Annotated in this window: 9 protein-coding genes, 3 pseudogenes and 1 other annotated feature; of the genes and pseudogenes, 5 read left to right on the top strand and 7 right to left on the bottom strand. The window is 58.1% G+C overall.

Going from position 1 to position 15986, the window contains the following annotated elements; genetic code table 11:
- Positions 1–421: 421 nt before the first annotated feature.
- From OPU69_RS19260 to OPU69_RS19240, 5 genes are all read right to left on the bottom strand, one after another.
- Complete coding sequence (locus OPU69_RS19260) at positions 422–1630, bottom strand: glycosyltransferase family 4 protein (RefSeq protein ID WP_498513137.1); 1209 nt, start codon at positions 1628–1630, stop codon at positions 422–424.
- A 51-nt stretch (positions 1631–1681) separates the two neighbouring features.
- A complete protein-coding gene (gene wecB, locus OPU69_RS19255) occupies positions 1682–2836 on the bottom strand; it encodes a non-hydrolyzing UDP-N-acetylglucosamine 2-epimerase (protein WP_498513135.1) in 1155 nt (384 codons plus the stop codon).
- Entirely contained in the window at positions 2833–3969 is a 1137-nt protein-coding gene (locus OPU69_RS19250) for a polysaccharide biosynthesis C-terminal domain-containing protein (protein ID WP_498513133.1), read from the bottom strand. The genes wecB and OPU69_RS19250 overlap by 4 nt, the downstream gene beginning before the upstream one ends.
- Positions 3966–5000, bottom strand: coding sequence for an SDR family NAD(P)-dependent oxidoreductase (locus tag OPU69_RS19245; RefSeq protein ID WP_498513131.1), 1035 nt, complete (start codon positions 4998–5000; stop codon positions 3966–3968). The genes OPU69_RS19250 and OPU69_RS19245 overlap by 4 nt, the downstream gene beginning before the upstream one ends.
- 152 nt (positions 5001–5152) lie before the next feature.
- On the bottom strand, positions 5153–5404 hold the full coding sequence (locus tag OPU69_RS19240; RefSeq protein ID WP_498513129.1) for a hypothetical protein: 252 nt from the start codon (positions 5402–5404) through the stop codon (positions 5153–5155).
- 601 nt (positions 5405–6005) lie between these two features.
- On the opposite strand from OPU69_RS19240, the gene tnpC (OPU69_RS19235) reads away from it, so the two are divergent.
- A complete protein-coding gene (tnpC, locus tag OPU69_RS19235) occupies positions 6006–7532 on the top strand; it encodes an IS66 family transposase (RefSeq protein WP_498513139.1) in 1527 nt (508 codons plus the stop codon).
- 278 nt (positions 7533–7810) lie between these two features.
- On the opposite strand, the gene OPU69_RS19230 is transcribed toward tnpC (OPU69_RS19235), so the two are convergent.
- A complete protein-coding gene (locus OPU69_RS19230; protein WP_498513127.1) occupies positions 7811–8920 on the bottom strand; it encodes an IS110 family RNA-guided transposase in 1110 nt (369 codons plus the stop codon).
- Between the two features lie 298 nt (positions 8921–9218).
- Here OPU69_RS19230 and tnpB point away from each other — a divergent pair.
- The 3 genes and pseudogenes from tnpB to OPU69_RS19215 all read left to right on the top strand — a co-directional run bounded on the left by tnpB (position 9219) and on the right by OPU69_RS19215 (position 12023).
- A pseudogene (gene tnpB / locus OPU69_RS19225) lies at positions 9219–9588 on the top strand (IS66 family insertion sequence element accessory protein TnpB).
- A 58-nt stretch (positions 9589–9646) separates the two neighbouring features.
- Positions 9647–10723: pseudogene (gene tnpC / locus OPU69_RS19220) on the top strand (IS66 family transposase); the annotation flags it as partial.
- A gap of 268 nt (positions 10724–10991) precedes the next feature.
- On the top strand, positions 10992–12023 hold the full coding sequence (locus OPU69_RS19215) for an IS110 family RNA-guided transposase (RefSeq protein WP_498513125.1): 1032 nt from the start codon (positions 10992–10994) through the stop codon (positions 12021–12023).
- A 315-nt stretch (positions 12024–12338) separates the two neighbouring features.
- Here the strand turns inward: OPU69_RS19215 and OPU69_RS19210 are convergent.
- Positions 12339–13486, bottom strand: a pseudogene (locus OPU69_RS19210) (IS3 family transposase); the annotation flags it as partial.
- Positions 13089–13205 (bottom strand) — a sequence feature (AL1L pseudoknot). (Overlaps the previous pseudogene by 117 nt.)
- A gap of 710 nt (positions 13487–14196) precedes the next feature.
- On the opposite strand from OPU69_RS19210, the gene OPU69_RS19205 reads away from it, so the two are divergent.
- Complete coding sequence (locus OPU69_RS19205; protein WP_498513123.1) at positions 14197–15369, top strand: hypothetical protein; 1173 nt, start codon at positions 14197–14199, stop codon at positions 15367–15369.
- Positions 15370–15986: the final 617 nt, after the last annotated feature.

Below are 15986 nucleotides of genomic sequence, written 5' to 3'. Positions count from 1 at the left end.
CCCATGACTGCTCCTCAAAAAGCAGTCTTGAATCAGAACCAAACGGGTTTGGGAATCCCTTTTGTCAACACGACCTAGGCTGGTGCAAGGGCCGACCGCGACATCATGTCACGAGTGCCCGATCAATTGTCGATCGGTCGCTGAGTGGCCCGCCGTTCGGCAGAAACACAGCGGCCCCCTCCGCTGCTGGTCTTGATGCATGGCTTTGCGATAACTGCCCCGAGCTCTCAACGAGCAGCCAAGTCGCCCTACCCATAGACAACATGCTGAAATTGTGGCCTGCCCGCACTGCATTTCTCGACGATGGTCACAGCTTCTTATCCAGCAAAGCAGCAGATTCATCATTAATGTAAGTTATTATTGACCCGTACACAATATAATTACATGTACGTCAAGGATTGCTAGCATTTGGTTTTACAGGCTACCGAGCAACAGCTTTGCTCAGAAGCGCTAGGGTCGTGTCCACGGCACCGTCAAAGGCCATATGCGCTTCATAAAAATCCTTTCCTCGCTGCCCCATCTGTCGAAGCTCGCTTGGCGGCATACGCGCCGTCTCCACTATGGCGTCTGCTAATGCCTGAACATCTTCAGGCTCGCTGATACGCGCTGCGCCCGACCGTGTTAGCAGTCTTGCAGCTTCACCACGCAGACCAGCAATAATCGGTTTGCCACATGACAGGTAGTGCTGCAATTTCGACGGCAGGGTGATTTCATATAGCGGATCATCCTTAAGATGCATGATCAGCGCATCTGCAAGATCGAAAATCCGATCCATGGTCAAGCGATCCACGTTGCCGTGAAACGTCACGCCACCGGTTGCAACTGATCTTGCAAGCTCTTCCAGCGCACCGCGTTCGATTCCATTGCCGAATAGATGGAGATGCACATTGGGCTCGATCTGCCTAGCTGCGCCAACCGCATGAATAACACTTGATAAGGCCTGAGCCTGTCCCAGATTGCCACCGTAAATAATATTGAACCTACAGGCAGGGCCAAGCAATTTTGTTTTGCTCGGTAGCAGTGATGCAGTTGCACTCGGCGCCTGATAGGTGGACCAGTTGAAGATCCGCGTCAGCTTCTCTTTAGGGACGCCCCTTTCGATCAATTTTGTGCGCATACCGTCGGACTGTGGTATGATATGTAACGCTCTCCGATACACAAACTTGCACAGACTCGTAAGGATCTTGTTAGTAAGCTCACCGCCCATACCTGACTTTACGACGCTATCGGGCCAAAGGTCTTGTATTTCAATTACGATTGGCTTGCGGTGGACCATGCCAAAAAGAGCGGCGGCAACGCCGGGCGTGATCGGGGGATGATATACGTAGATCACGTCATAGCGATAAGCATGCAGTAGCCCAAAAGTCATCGCGCTCAAGAAAAAGCTGAGATAATTGGCCGTGCGGCCAAACGACGATGCGTCATGGGACGGATACACCCAGAGCCGGTGCACTCTCAGCCCACGAATGGTCTCGCTGGTATAGGACTTGACTCGATAGCCGGAATAAACCTTGCCGCCCGGGTAGTTTGGGAAAGCTGTAGCAACCTCAACATTATGCCCACGCGCGGCTAAGGCGGCAGCGAAATCCGCGCCCTTGAACGCAGGCTCAGGATCAAACCATTGGGTCAAGTAGAGAATGCGCACACACAATACCGTCGGTTTGGCCTGTCAACCAAGGAATTAAACATAATCATGCATCCGGATGCCATCCCACTGGTTCGAAAGCTTAGCCGTACCGAGGATCAGTTTCACCACGCGTTCGGACGTATTGGTGATCGCATAATCCTGCGGGACCACGCGTTCCCGGCCCGCTTCTAGACGCTCGGCATGCATCGAGATGGCCGCCTCGATTCCGGCCAACATCGTATTCCGGTCAAGCCCAGTGGCGATAATGTTTCCGGTGTCCAGCGCTTCGGGACGTTCGATCGCATCGCGCGGCGTGATCGCGGGGAACTCCAGCAGCGAGCTTTCCTCGGCAATTGTTCCACTGTCCGAAATGGCGCATTTGGCGTGCATCTGCAGATGATTGTAATCGTGAAAACCGAACGGCTTGAGATAGCGGACCCGGGGATCCAGTGTGATGCCCTCGAGCGCCTTCAGACGGTTTCGCGTCCGCGGATGCGTGGAGACAATCACCGGCATGTCATATTGCGCCGCCAGGGCATTGAGCGTCTCGATCAGCGACCGCAGCCGGTCTTTACTGTCGACATTCTCTTCCCGGTGCATCGAGACGATGAAATAGTGTCCGCGCTCCAGTTCGAGTTCGCTCAGGACGTCAGACGCATCGATTTGGCCGCGATAATGCTCTAGCACCTCGCGCATGGGCGAACCCGTCAGATAGACGCGACGATGCGCCATACCCTCGCTCAACAAATGGCGCCTGGCATGTTCGGTATACACCAAATTGAAGTCCGAGATATGATCCACAAGGCGGCGGTTCGTTTCTTCTGGAACGTTCCGGTCGAAGCTTCGATTTCCAGCCTCCATATGGTAGATCGGAATCTTCATACGACGTGCCATGATTGCGGAAATGGCGCTGTTGGTATCGCCAAGCACCAGCAGGGCATCCGGTCGGTTGGCCTTCAGGACCTTTTCGGTCTCGATCAGGATTCCACCGAGTACCGCACCGAGACTGGTAGTGTCCACCCCCAGGAAATGGTCAGGCTTGCGCACACCCAGATCATCAAAGAAAATCTGGTTCAGCTCAAAGTCCCAGTTCTGGCCTGTATGCACGATGCGATGATCGCAATGCTGGTCGAGCCGCGCCATAACGCGCGACAGGCGAATGATCTCGGGACGGGTCCCGAGCACAGTCATGACCTTCAACTTGCTCATAAGGAAACTGCCTCTTTGAGAACGGGGTCGGCAAATGTGTCCGGATTGCCCGGATCGAACAGGCGGTGTGCCCAGAAGAAGGTGGTCACGTCCTGCTGGCTGCTGTTCTCGATATGATGGGTATGGAGGGGCGGCATGTCGATCGCCACGGGATTGTCGCCATCGACCTCGAACGCATGGACCTCATCCGTAAGCACCTTGCGGATGCGGATTGTGGCCCGGCCGCTGACCACCAAAAAACGCTCGACCAGATTGGTGTGGAAATGGTCGCCCCTGACCTTGCCGGGCAGCGTCGTCGAGATGAAGCTCTGCGATGAGCCGAGCCCCTTGGCCGTTTCAAACAGCGTCCCACGATGATCGCTCTTGGGTGCCATGGGCTTGGGATAATGCGCAGGATAACCCCCGGTGCGATAGCTGTTGAACAAAGCCAGATCGAACTCATCGGCAAAATCGGGAAAGATATCGGTCTGATAACTCTCGTGATACGTTTTCAGTCGGTCATATAGCTCGACAATTGTCATCGTCCGCCCAGCCGGGCTGATCTCACCGGTCACTCCGTTCAAGATCGCATCGATCGCAATGGTCGCGGCCGATCCTGCGTGCAGGAGTTCGACCCGGCCTTCCGGATTGAGCTGGGGCGTCTCGTTCTTCCACAGCTGGTCAATCAGTGTCGCGGTGACGTTGTTGTAATAGGGGCGCGCGCATTCGCCGAAGATATGAGGCAGGACCAAGCTCGTGTAACGGGGAAACGCTTCGGCAAGCAACTCACCGGCGATTCGCTTCGACCGGCCGTAAAACGTATCGAGCCGCGAATGCGTGCTGTTGGCATAGACGACATGCGGGCTGCTGCCCGCACTGCGGCACGCTTCGATCAGGCGCTGCGAGATTGCGGGATTGGCAGCCTCGACATAGGCCTCCTCGCCGCGATTGACGCCCGCAAAATGGATAATGCCGTCGGCATCGGCAACTGCCTGCACCAGCAGCGTCGCATCCGCGAAAACCGAACGGTCCACCAGGACCAGGTCATAGGGCTCAGGCCTTCCGCCGAACCGTGCTCCGCAATTCTGTGCGTGCAGGCGGCCCGCCGTATGCCAACCCAGCAGGCCCGCTGCGCCGGTTATAACGATCTTCATGCCGCAGCGACCTTGCCCCAGCCCTCGAGTTCGCTGCGCACTTCGGGCAGCGACAGCAGCAGGGCCTTGACGCCCTCGATGTCGAGCTGCTCGGCATTGTGCGAATGATAGTCGTCGAAGGTGACCGTCGATTCCTCGCCTTCGCTGACAAAGGCGGCATAGTTGAGATCGCGCTCGTCTAGTTGCAGGCGCAGATAGTCGCCCATGTCCTGCGCCGAGGCCAGTTCCTGCGCGCTGGCCAACGTTTCGTAGAGCTTTTCGGCATGGCGCCAGCCGATCACCTTGACTGGGTGGTCGGGAACGCCGAACAGCTCGATCAGGGCCTGCACCAGATCGGCGATGGTGGACGCAGCCGCCTTCTTGATGAAAAGATCTCCCTGGCGGGCATTTTCGAAAGCAAAGCGCACCAGCGCAACGCTGTCGCGCAGCGGCATCAGGAATCGGGTCATCTTGGGCTCGGTCACGGTGATAGGCAGGCCATGCTTGATCTGCCGGATGAAGAGCGGGATGACCGATCCGCGCGAATACATGACATTACCATAACGCACGCAGCTGATCGTGGTGGCAGCAGATCGTCCGATCTCGCGCGCCGCAGCCTGGGCAATTTTTTCCATCATCGCCTTTGACAGACCCATTGCGTTAATCGGCATCACTGCCTTGTCCGTGGACAGGCAGACCAGACTCTTCACTTTCAGGTCGATCGCTGCCCGGACCACATTCTCCGACCCGATGATGTTTGTGCGCACCGCTTCCAGCGGGAAGAATTCGCACGACGGAACCTGCTTCAAAGCTGCGGCATGAAACACCGCATCAACACCCCCCATGGCTCGGTCAACGCTCGCCCGATCTCGGATATCACCTATATAAAATTGAACGCGCGGATCACTGAGCTGATTACGCAACGCGTCCTGTTTTTCCTCATCCCGGCTCAGGATATGGATCCGCTCGACCCCTGCTTCAAGCAGGCCGTTCAGCATGGTTTTCCCGAACGACCCGGTCCCACCCGTGATTAGAACGCTCGAAACTGCCATGGACGCGAAACCTTGAAATTCGGGTTGCTGATATTGGCGGGGGTTACTAGCGACGCCAGCAGGGCGAAGCAAGCCGCAAACGATCGATAACTCGGTACGGACGCAACACCACCCCGACTTTTGCAGGGCGCTTATCAAAACACGCAGACCCATCATTGCTGTGAAAGCGGGGCCTCGACCCCACCTTGCCCTGATCGGAGAAAGGACCGATTGTGCGCGACCAGTGCCGGTGATGCCGCCGCGAACACGCTCACCCGCTTGCCACGCGGCAGGTCGATGATTATCGCGGTGTGCCCGATCATCTTGGTCGCCGCCGCATCCCCGCCGATCAGCGCTTCAGCAAATACCGGCGCCGGCAATGCCTCGGGCAGATCCGCCTCCCGCGCTACACCCACATCGAGCAACTTGCGCCGCCAGGTGCAGATCAGCGCTGAAGAAATATCGTGACGGCAGCACACCTGGGCAACACACGCCCCGGTGGAAACGCCTCGGACAGAATCTGCAGCCGCTCTTCCTCGCTCCACCGACGCCGCCGCTCCGGCCCCGAAAACACCGTCACCTGACCTATCGACCACTCCTAAGCGCGCTCAAAAGAGCACGCTAAAGAGCGCTCACTGCCTACTCGGGTAAGGCGCCCCCCGCCGGATGGATACGATGTCCCGCGCTGCCAGATCCGCACGGATCGTTACGGTATCATGACCTTTGTCTGCCAGCAAGGCAGCGGGCGCGCGTTCGGGCTGGTCGATTAACGCATCACAGCTTTGCAATCCGCTGCTTCGCCGACGGTCAGATGGAAGTCGATTGGTCGTCCGAGGGCATCAGCCAGGCAGTGATGCTTACTGGTGAACCCGCCCCGCGAGCCGGCAAGAACTCGTCGATGAGTCTCCCCTTTCTGCCCGCTGCCGAGACGTAGCGCGAAGCATGGTGGTATCGGGTGCATGGTGGACGCCGCCCGATCGCCCCGCAGATTGCCGGTTGACGGAGGGTCGGCTTACTGATTCACTACTGTCATGCTCATGGAAGCGGACCTTCCCAGCGACGTTGAAGCGCTCCGCGCTCGTCCTCGAGCAGGCCCGCGAGCTTGATGCACTGAAGGTTTTCCAGGCCGAGGTCGAACGCCTGAAGGCGATCATCGAGGCCCTGCAGCGGCACCGGTTCGGCCGCCGGTCCGAGCAACTCGATCCCGATCAGTTCGAGCTTGCCCTCGAGGAGGTCGAGACGGCCTTGGCCGAGGCCCAGCACGCCGTGGATCGGGCGAGCCGAGCATCGGCGGGTCGCCCGCGCAAGGTCAACCGCGGCTCGCTGCCTGCCCATCTCGAGCGGATCGAGCAGATCGTTGATGTCGAGGACAAGGCCCGCCCCTGCTGCGGCGGCGCCCTTCACCAGATCGGCAAGGATGTTGCCGAGCGTCTCGACGTGGTGCCCATCACCTTCCGCGTTCTGGTCACCCGCCGTCCGCGCTATGGTTGCCGTTCGTGCGAGGGCGCGATCGTCCAGGCACCGGCCCCTGCGCGGATCGTCGAGGGGGGTATTCCCACCGAGGCGCTGATCGCACAGGTCCTAGTCGCCAAGTACGCCGATCACCTGCCGTTATACCGCCAGGCCCAGATCTACGCGCGACAAGGCATCCAGCTCGACCGATCCACCTTGGCAGATTGGGTGGGCCGGGCAGCTTGGTACCTACGCCCCTTGCGGGATCACATCCTGGAGCGATTGCGACGATCCGAGCGGCTGTTCGCCGATGAGACCACGGCGCCGATGCTGGATCCCGGGCGCGGGCGAACGAAGACGGGCCAGCTCTGGGCTTATGCCCGCGACGATCGACAATGGGGCGGCGAAGATCCGCCGATGGTGGCCTATATCTATGCCGCTGACCGCAAGGGCGAGCGGGCGGAGGTGCATCTGGGTGACTTCGCCGGCATCCTGCAGGTCGATGGCTTTGGCGGCTATACCGCCCTAGCGAGGCGCCGGCAACATGTGAGCCTGGCCTTCTGCTGGGCGCACGTGCGGCGCAAGTTCTACGGACTGGCCGACAGTTCGCCGGTCGCGACCGAGGTGCTACGCCGGATCGCCGTACTCTACGCGATCAAGGACGACGTTCGCGGTACCTCGGCGGAGCAGCGTCGCGCTGTGCGCGCCGAACGGGCCCGCGTCATCGTCGATGACCTGCACGCCTACCTCGAGGCGCGGCTCCGGCAGGTCAGTGCCAAGAGCAAGCTTGCCGATGCCATCCGCTACGCGCTCACCCGCTGGCCCGGGCTGTCGCGGTTCCTCGACGACGGTCGCGTCGAGCTGAATTCCAACACCGTCGAGCGGTCGATCCGTCCGCTGGCCCTCAATCGCAAGAATGCGCTGTTCGCCGGATCTGACGAGGGGGGCGACAACTGGGCAGTGATCACCACGCTCATCGAGAACTGCAAGATATCAGGCATCAACCCGCATGCTTGGCTCACCAAGACGCTGGCCAAGTTGGCTCATGGGCATCCCGCGAACAACGTCGGCGAACTTATGCCGTGGACCGCCATGGCATGAGCACACCGCTCTGATGTCCGCTGTCAACGCTCTGGGCGCACAGCATCGTCCGTTCGGCGAAGAACGGCGCCAATGCATCCGCGCACAGGTGGAGGTGGGGCCTGAGAGACGTCGGTGATCAAGCTCTGATACGCGGGTTGGCTACCGCATTACCGATTTTGCGTCCGGGGCTGATCCGATCTTACAACGGGCGTCGGCGATGCCGGCCACAAAGCGGATGACGGATGTTCCCCTGCCGTGGCCCCACCCCCGCCTGTGCGCCGGGCTTTTGAGCAGCTTCAGGCTGTTTGCACCTCCCGAGCAACTGCCCACATGAAGCCAGCCAGTTCGCGGGCAACCGCCGTGCATACCACGGTCGTCTTCTTACCGTTCGCGCTGAGTGTGCGATACCGCCCGGTCAGACGGCTCTGCGCCTTCCATGCGATCTCGCGGACCTTCGGCGTGGTCTGTTCGAGGAGATATAGCTTCTTTGCACCCACCCGGGGCGGATGACGATAGGTCCACGCGCTCTCGACCAGCATATGTCGAACGCGGCTGTTGCCAGCCTTGGTAATACCGCCGCGCCGGATCGTGTCGCCGGTGGACCGTTCGCTTGGCACCAGGCCAAGATAACCCATGAGCTGCCCGGGACTGTCGAAGCGTCGCACGTCACCAACTTCGGTAGCGAAGGTTACTGCAACGATCAGATCGACGCCGCGTAATGCCTGGAGGGCCCGGACGACGGGCGCCAGCGACCAGCTCGGCAAGAACTCGGCTATGGCAGCCTCGATGCGGTCGATCCGTTCCTTCGATATCCGCACTGCATCGACGAGTTCCTGCAATGCGATCTGATGGGCAGGATGCTCAAAGCGCTGTTCCTGAAGCCAACGCAGATACCGCATCGACCAGCTCTTCTTCCGCGGATAGATCCGGCCATGCTTCAGCATGAAGGCGCTGACCTGCTGGCGATGAACACGCTGCGCTTGCACTGCAGCCGATCGCGCGCGAACAAGGTCGCGCATCGCTTCATGCCCCTCGTCAGGAACCCAGACCGGCGTCAGCTCGCCAGCCCGCAAAAGCTTGGCGAGACCTACCGCATCGCGCCGGTTGGTCTTGACCCGGTCGCCAGGTCTCCTCGGAATCAGCGAGGGCGCAACGACGTCGCACGGATACCCCATGCCGCTTATGAGGCGGTAGAGACCATAACCGGTGGGTCCGGCTTCATAGCAGAAATGCGCTCGCCCGTACTTACCGACAATCCGCTGCACGACCCGCCGCATCGCATCGGGCGCGGCGTCCACTTCACCGAAGTACCTGACCTCACCGCCACGCTCGCCCTCGGCGATCGCGATAGCGTTGCGCGACTTTGCCACGTCAATCCCGACGAAAACATCTGTATGCTGTTCCATGGCTCGTCCTCCTGTGATGAGGATCGGCTCGGCCACCCCGAGCAACCCTCGGAAACACAGTGTAGGGCGAGCCACCTCAAACACCGAGGCGGACATACGGTCTTACAGTGCAACCGCCGGCGCTGCCATCATTTGCCGAAGTTGAAGTGGCCGCGCCGCCGGTGCTGACAATGGCTTCACCGGAACCGGCACTCCCAAGTGGCCAGATTGGGATCGAGTTACCGTCAGGCGTCCGTCTGACCGTGGACGCGGCGGTGGATATCGACGCTTTGGCGCGCGTGCTTAGCGTTCTGACGCAATGATCCCGCTGCCACTCCCCGGCGTTGCAGGCACAGGCTCCACCCGGATATTTCTGGCCTGCGGTGCGACCGATATGCGCAAGGGGTTCGACGGGCTGGCGGTGATGGCGCAACAGGTGCTCGAGCAGAGCCCGCGTTCGGGCGCGCTGTTTGCCTTTTCGGGGGCGTCGCGGCGATCTGGTCAAGCTGCTCTGGTATGACGGTCAAGGCCTGGGCCTGTTCTCCAAGAGGATGGACCGGGGCAAGTTCGTCTGGCCGGCGACGAAGACGGGCGAGGCGACCCTCAGCGCGGCGGAGTTGTCGATGCTGCTGGAGGGCATTGACTGGCGTCGACCGGAACGCACGGCAGCACCATTACTGGCCAGATAATCGGCAGATTACCGTTGTTTTTGTGGCGCAAAGAGGCACTTTATGCTAGCGGTTCGCCGTGTCGGACGCAGCTTCTTCTCGCCTGGACAAGGACGCCCGGATCGCCGAGCTCGAAGCGGCATTGGCGGCGCGCGACAGCCTCATTGCGGCGCTGCGCGTCCAGCTTGACCAGCTTCGTCGCATGACCTTTGGCCAATCGTCCGAGAAGCTTTGCCTGCAGATCGAGCAGCTGGAACTCGCGCTGGAAGAACTGGAGGGCGAAGCCGAGCCTGCCGACGTCCGCAAGCCCTCCGTCGACCGGGGTGACCGGCCCGCACCTATCCGTTCCTTGCCGGCGCATCTGCCGCGCAAGGAGCATCGGATCGAACCGGCAGCCGGCACCTGCACCTGTCCCGATTGCGGTGGCGCGTTGCCCCCACTCGGCAAGGACAGCGATGAGATGCTCGATGTCCTGCCGGTGCAGTGGCGCGTCGTGCACACCGTGCGTCCCAAGTCTAGCTGCAGGGCCTGCGAGAAGATCGTTCAGGCGCCGGCACTGGCCAAGGCGATTGCGCGCGGCAAGGCGAGCTTCGCAACGCTGGCCAATGTGGTGGTGGACAAGTTCGATCATCATCTGCCGCTCTTCCGCCAGACCGAGATGATGGTGGCACATGGCATCGACATTGACCGCTCGACCCTAGCCGGTTGGGCCGGACAGGCTGGCGCACTGCTCGTCCGATCGTTGCCCGCATCCGCGAGGAAGGGCTCAAGGCCGGTAAGCTCCATGCCGACGATACACCGATGCCGATGCTCGATCCGGGCAAGGGCTAGGCCGCCACGGTGCGGCTGTGGACCTATGTCGTCGATGACCGGGCATCTGGCGCAACAACCCCCGCGCTGGTCTGGTACAAGTTCACGTCCGATCGCACCAGCATCCATCCGCAGACCGAGCTAAAGAGCTTCACTGGCCTGCTGCAGGCCGACGGCTATGCCGGCTACGACAAGCTGCCGCGTGAGAGAGGTCGCCTGCTGGGCGCATTTCCGGCGCAAGATCTTCGAGGACCACGCAACCAGCCCAACGCCGCTGACCATCGACCTGCTGGAGCGGATCGCAGCGCTATACCGGCACGAGGCCGATGTTCGCGGGCAACCGCCCTGAACCGCCCCGGGACAGCTGGAGGCCATTTGGTTTGAGTTACGCGACCATGGAGACGTCGTCCAGCATGGCGTAATATCGTTCCTCGGCTTGGGCGGGCGGGATATTACCGACGGGCTCCAGCAGTTGCCTGTTGTTGAACATGGGGTAATCGCGGTGCGACTCGGCCCCGCCATCCTGCTTTGCTTGCGAGGTGGTTGCTCCCCGATAAGATGGAAAAACGGGCTCTCGATTGGCACCGGGCCCAAACATCGGATGGAGAGCAACCATGGAGCAGTATATCGGCTTGGACGTTTCACTGAAAGACACTGCGATTTCAATCCGGCAGGGCGGGTCTCGGATTTGGCGGGGCAAATGCCCGTCAGATCCGGCGTTGCTGGCAGAGATCATCCGTAAGCGGGCTCCATTGGCAAAGCGCGTAGTCTTCGAGACCGGCCCCCTCTCGACATGGTTCTACCACGCGCTGACGTCAAAAGGTGTGCCGGCGATCTGCATCGAAGCGCGCCACGCGCAGAAGATTCTGAGCGAAACGCTGAACAAGACCGACGCCAATGACGCTGATGGCCTGGCGCAGTTGGCCGAGGCAGGCTTTTACAAGGCCGTTCGCGTGAAGAGCTTCGAGGCTATGCTGGACCGCACATTGATCGGCGTCCGCAAGCAGGTCGCCGGCATGGCAATCCAGCTCAGCAACCAAATCCGTGGAGTCATGAAGACATTTGGCCTTATCGTACCCAAGAGCAAAGGGCGGGTATTCGAAGGGTACGTCAGAGAATTGCTTACCGGGAATGACAGCCTGGCAAGGATCATACTGCCACTGCTCGAGGCCTGGCGTGACATCCGCAAGCATGCGGCCAATCTTGACCGCCAGTTGCTGGCAGCAGCACGCAATAGCAGGGCGACGCGGCTATTGATGACGATCCCTGGCATCGGCGCCATCACGTCGCTGTCGTTCTCGGCGGCGATCGAGGATCCGGCCAACTTCAAGCGTTCGCGTTCCGTCGGTGCCTGGCTCGGGTTGACTACGCGGCGTTACCAGTCTGGAGAAGTAGATTACGACGGGCACATTTCCCGACGGGGAGACAGTCACCTGCGTAGCCTTCTTTATGAGGCAGCAGTGGTTATGCTCACGCGAACTAAGTCCCAGCATGACAGCAACCTCAAGGACTGGGGGCTCAAGCTCCGAGAGCGCCTTGGCATCAAACGCGCTGCAGTCGCGGTGGCGCGCAAGTTGGCAGTCATCATGCACAGCATGATGAAAACGGGAGAGCCATTCAACAAGTTGGCCAGCGTTCCCACCTAAATCGGACCTCGCTTCGATGATTCCGACGCGCCCATAGCCGACGCGTGGGACGTCCGTGCCGCGGACGTGGGTCTGGCCATTCCGTTAAGACTGGATGCAGATCTTCGGATGCTGCGTGTTGAACATAGGAAGGCCATTCCTGCGAAGACCATCATGCGGCGGCTTTTGCCGACCGCGGAAACAACCCCGCTCCCGGCACACAGTCTCCCCTGCGCGAGTTCTTGCTGCTGCGGAAATGCTACGGCGGCTGCCAGGGCAATACGTCAATGCCGTCGGCCCCGAGGTCTGTCGTCGAACGGACTTGACGCCGGACATGCGATTAAACAACCAGTCAACCCATTTAAGCGTGGCATATTTGACAGCTCCAAGCGATCGCCATGGACCTCGCCGGTGGATCACCTCGGCCTTGTAAAGGCCGTTGATTGTCTTGGCCAAGGCGTTGTCTGCGCATTTCGAAAGTTCTGGACACCCATTTCGCTAAATCGTGGACAAGCGTTTCGCAAAGTCCCAGATAGCTGCCGCGGTCGCTGTGGTGGACCAGTCCGCCACGATGAACAGGTCGGCGATCGTGGATAGCTTGCTCAAGCGCATCGAGGACGACCCGAAGGGCGGCGAAGCCAGCCTGGCATGTGCTGTCCTGCTGACCCGCCAACCCACGATATAGCGGGCATAAGCGTCGATCACGAAGGCCACATAAATGAAGCCTGTCCATGTCGCGACATAGGTAAAGTCCGACACCCAAAGCATGTTGGGCGCCGGCGCATACAACTGCTGGTTCACCTGGTTGAGCGTGCAAGCTGTAGGTTTGTCGCTGATCGTCGTGCCCGCCGGCTTGCCCCGGATGACGCCTTGCAAGCCCAGGTCACGCATCTGCCGCTCGATGGTGCAACGCGCGACGGCGAAGCCCTCGCGGTTCATCTGCCGCCAGACTTTACGCACTCCGTAAACACCGAAGTTCTCGGCAAAGACGCGCAGCACCTCGCGCTTCATATCCCGATCGCGCCGAGCACGATCCGATAGCTTTCCTGGATCTCGTCGCTGAGCGACACGCTCATGATAGGTGGATGGGGCGATCGGCAGGACCCGGCAGATCGGCTCGACCCCATAAACTTCACAATGCTCATCAATGAAAGCAGTCATATCCGAAACGGGCGGTCGAGCTCCGCCTGGGCAAAATATGCCGACGCCTTGCGCAAAATCTCGTTGGCCTGGCGTAGCTCACGGTTCTCGCGCTCGAGCGCCTTGAGGCGATCAGCCTTCTCGGTCGGCACACCGGCGCGCTTGCCGCTATCGACCTCAGCCTTCTTCACCCACTCATGAAGCGTCTGCGGAACGCAGCCGATCTTCGCTGTGATCGAAACAATCGCTGCCCATCGTGATGGACGATCGCCTTCATGATCCAGGACCATCCGGACCGCACGTGCGCTAACCTCAGGCGCGAATTTGTTGGTTGTCTTACTCATCGTAGTCCCTTTCTCTCAGGAGTTAGGGCCTCCGGCAATCCCGGGGCGGTTCACGGTCGGGCTAGCACTGGGCCTGCGAGTTGGTTGGCGTGGGTCGCGCGCCCCCCCTTTGTTCCAAGCCCGCAAGGCCCGATGAAGACGTGGTGCGGAAGCGGCTAAGCGAGACGATGGCGGAATGTTGCCGGTTCAGGTGCGATTGACACAATGGTGGCTCAAGGTGATAGATGATACCGATGAGGCCTCGGGACCACCGTTTCCGCACGAAGGCGAGGTTCAAGAATACGTTTGTTCGTTGTCTTCAATCATGAGTCATCCGTGTTAGGGGCGCGGTCAATTGTGTTGTCATTAAGCCGAGACTAGACTCCTGACAAAACCACCTGTCCTCAGTAACCACTCGACCATGATGCGGGAGTAATGACAAGGCCAGCCAGCGATCCAACATTTAAACACGATGGATCAGTTCATCATGGCCATTTTGAATACATCGGAAAACGAGCGCAGTGATGTTGGACAATGTATAATAGGTGCCACTATATTTTTGGCGCCTTGATATAGATGGTTGTGTGGGGCACAATTTACTCTTTCTGGTTATTTTCAGATAATGTTTCGCGTTAATCTTTTGTTATGCATATAAAATCCATGACAAGGTTCGATGGAAAATAAAAATGTTTCGAATTGTATTTATAGCACAAATAATTATTTACTTGATAATGATGCCGCTTATCCGCATAGGCTTCGAACCGTTTTATCGGCCGCCGGTATGGTATGGGTTTTTAGCGCTAATTTCATTTGTGGCAGGTGCTGTGGTTTTTCAAGGGAAAAGGGTGATTCAAGATTTTGGCGTTCAGGTTGTTAACGAAAAATTCATCGTCCGCCGCCATTTGTTTATATTTGTATTTATTGCAGCCTGCGCATATGCATTTGTTGTGTATAGCGAAAATCTTTTTAATCGCCGTCAAGGATCTGAGGTAATGGCGGCTATTTATGGAAATCTTCCCATTTATAAGCTTGCTATAATTAGATTGTACGAGATAAGTATTATACCAATCGTCACCGTGGTCTTTTTAAACAAAGAAGATAGATGGCGGTTTAATGCGGTGGCAATTGGGTGTATTGCATTAATGGCCTTGCCTTTCATGGGTATTTCTGAAAGTAGGGGTAGATTGATTATATTTGCTTTATCTCTAGCCGTATTCTTCACGCCAGAGACTGTTATTAGGTCTGTAATCTTCAACTTCAAGGTATTAATAGGTATAATCATAAGCATTGCCGCCTTTTACGCCGCTAGCTTTGCGCGGTCAATGCAATACGGCCGTGTCAATGATTACTTGTACCACGAGGTCGTCACGCGTCTTGACGGCCTAAACTTGGCATCAGATCTGTTCAGCAGCGGTCATCTGAATCCTGCAGGCAGTTGGGATGGTTCCATGTTCGGCCCATTTATTGCGAAAATACCTTTTTTTGAGGCGGGTAGAATTGCGAAATTGAGTGGAGTTACTTCTACAAAGCAATATTATTTACAGGATATTTTAGGATCGAACAAGATCGATACCAGTAGTTCTATGATTTTGGATCCGCTTTACTATGCTGGTCTGTTGGGGGTTATTGTTGCATTTTATGCCTTAGGTGTAATCATGCGTCATTTTGACTGGTACGTATATAGAAGAAATTATTTCACTAGTAGATTTAGGTTGTCCTGCGCCTTGGCTTTGGTCTCCGCTTTTATAATGATAGAGAACGATTTTTTCGCAAACGTTCTGACTGTGATCCAGAATTTTGCTATTATATACGTGGCGATTCTGTTAATAACTAATAAATCGCCGTCAACGCGCAAGGTTTCGAGCGATTTGCAAAGAACGTCGCGTTATGGAAGTAAGGTCTAATTGTGATAAATATTACTTTGGTTATTTTCTAAGTCTTTAAGGTCATTGTGGACTTTCTATTGGCTCAAGCTAGGGAGGGGGGATATTTTTGGGTGTCGCTACGGTATAAGTAGGCCACTGCTTATTCCGTTCGGTAGCGAACGCCGCCGGGATTGCGTACGAAGGAAGGGGTGCCGTCTCTCCCACTTATCATTCTCGACCCCGGCGGAAATCTCAATCCGAGAATGAGCAAAGCTCATGAGCGGCGTCTCATCCAGCTGCTCATCGTGCATGCAACCGTTGACCCAAAGGACAGGCATGCAAACTTTTTGTTATTTTCGTTCTGCATTGGCTTGTTCGCTCCTCTGACATGATGTCGCGGTCGGCCCTTGCACCAGCCTAGCTGTGTCATAATGCGGGCGTTTTAGATCCATGTGTGGACGACCTCCGCTGCGCAAGAGCATTTTGGCATTGATGACCTCGGTCGGGTGCATCCATGTGTTCGGCCTGTTCGCGCAGCACCGCATGGCTGCTGGCCCTGATGAAGTCCGCAGGCCGGCTCCCTAATCACGTCATCGCGCTCGAAGCGCTGTGACCCCCTGGGTTTCACCAACCCCCGGTCTGACCGGTTCGTCATC

Source organism: Blastomonas sp. 34TW (genome assembly GCF_059803595.1).
The sequence above is the reverse complement of the archived record's forward strand: the minus strand, read 5'-3'. Positions and strand labels throughout refer to the sequence as shown.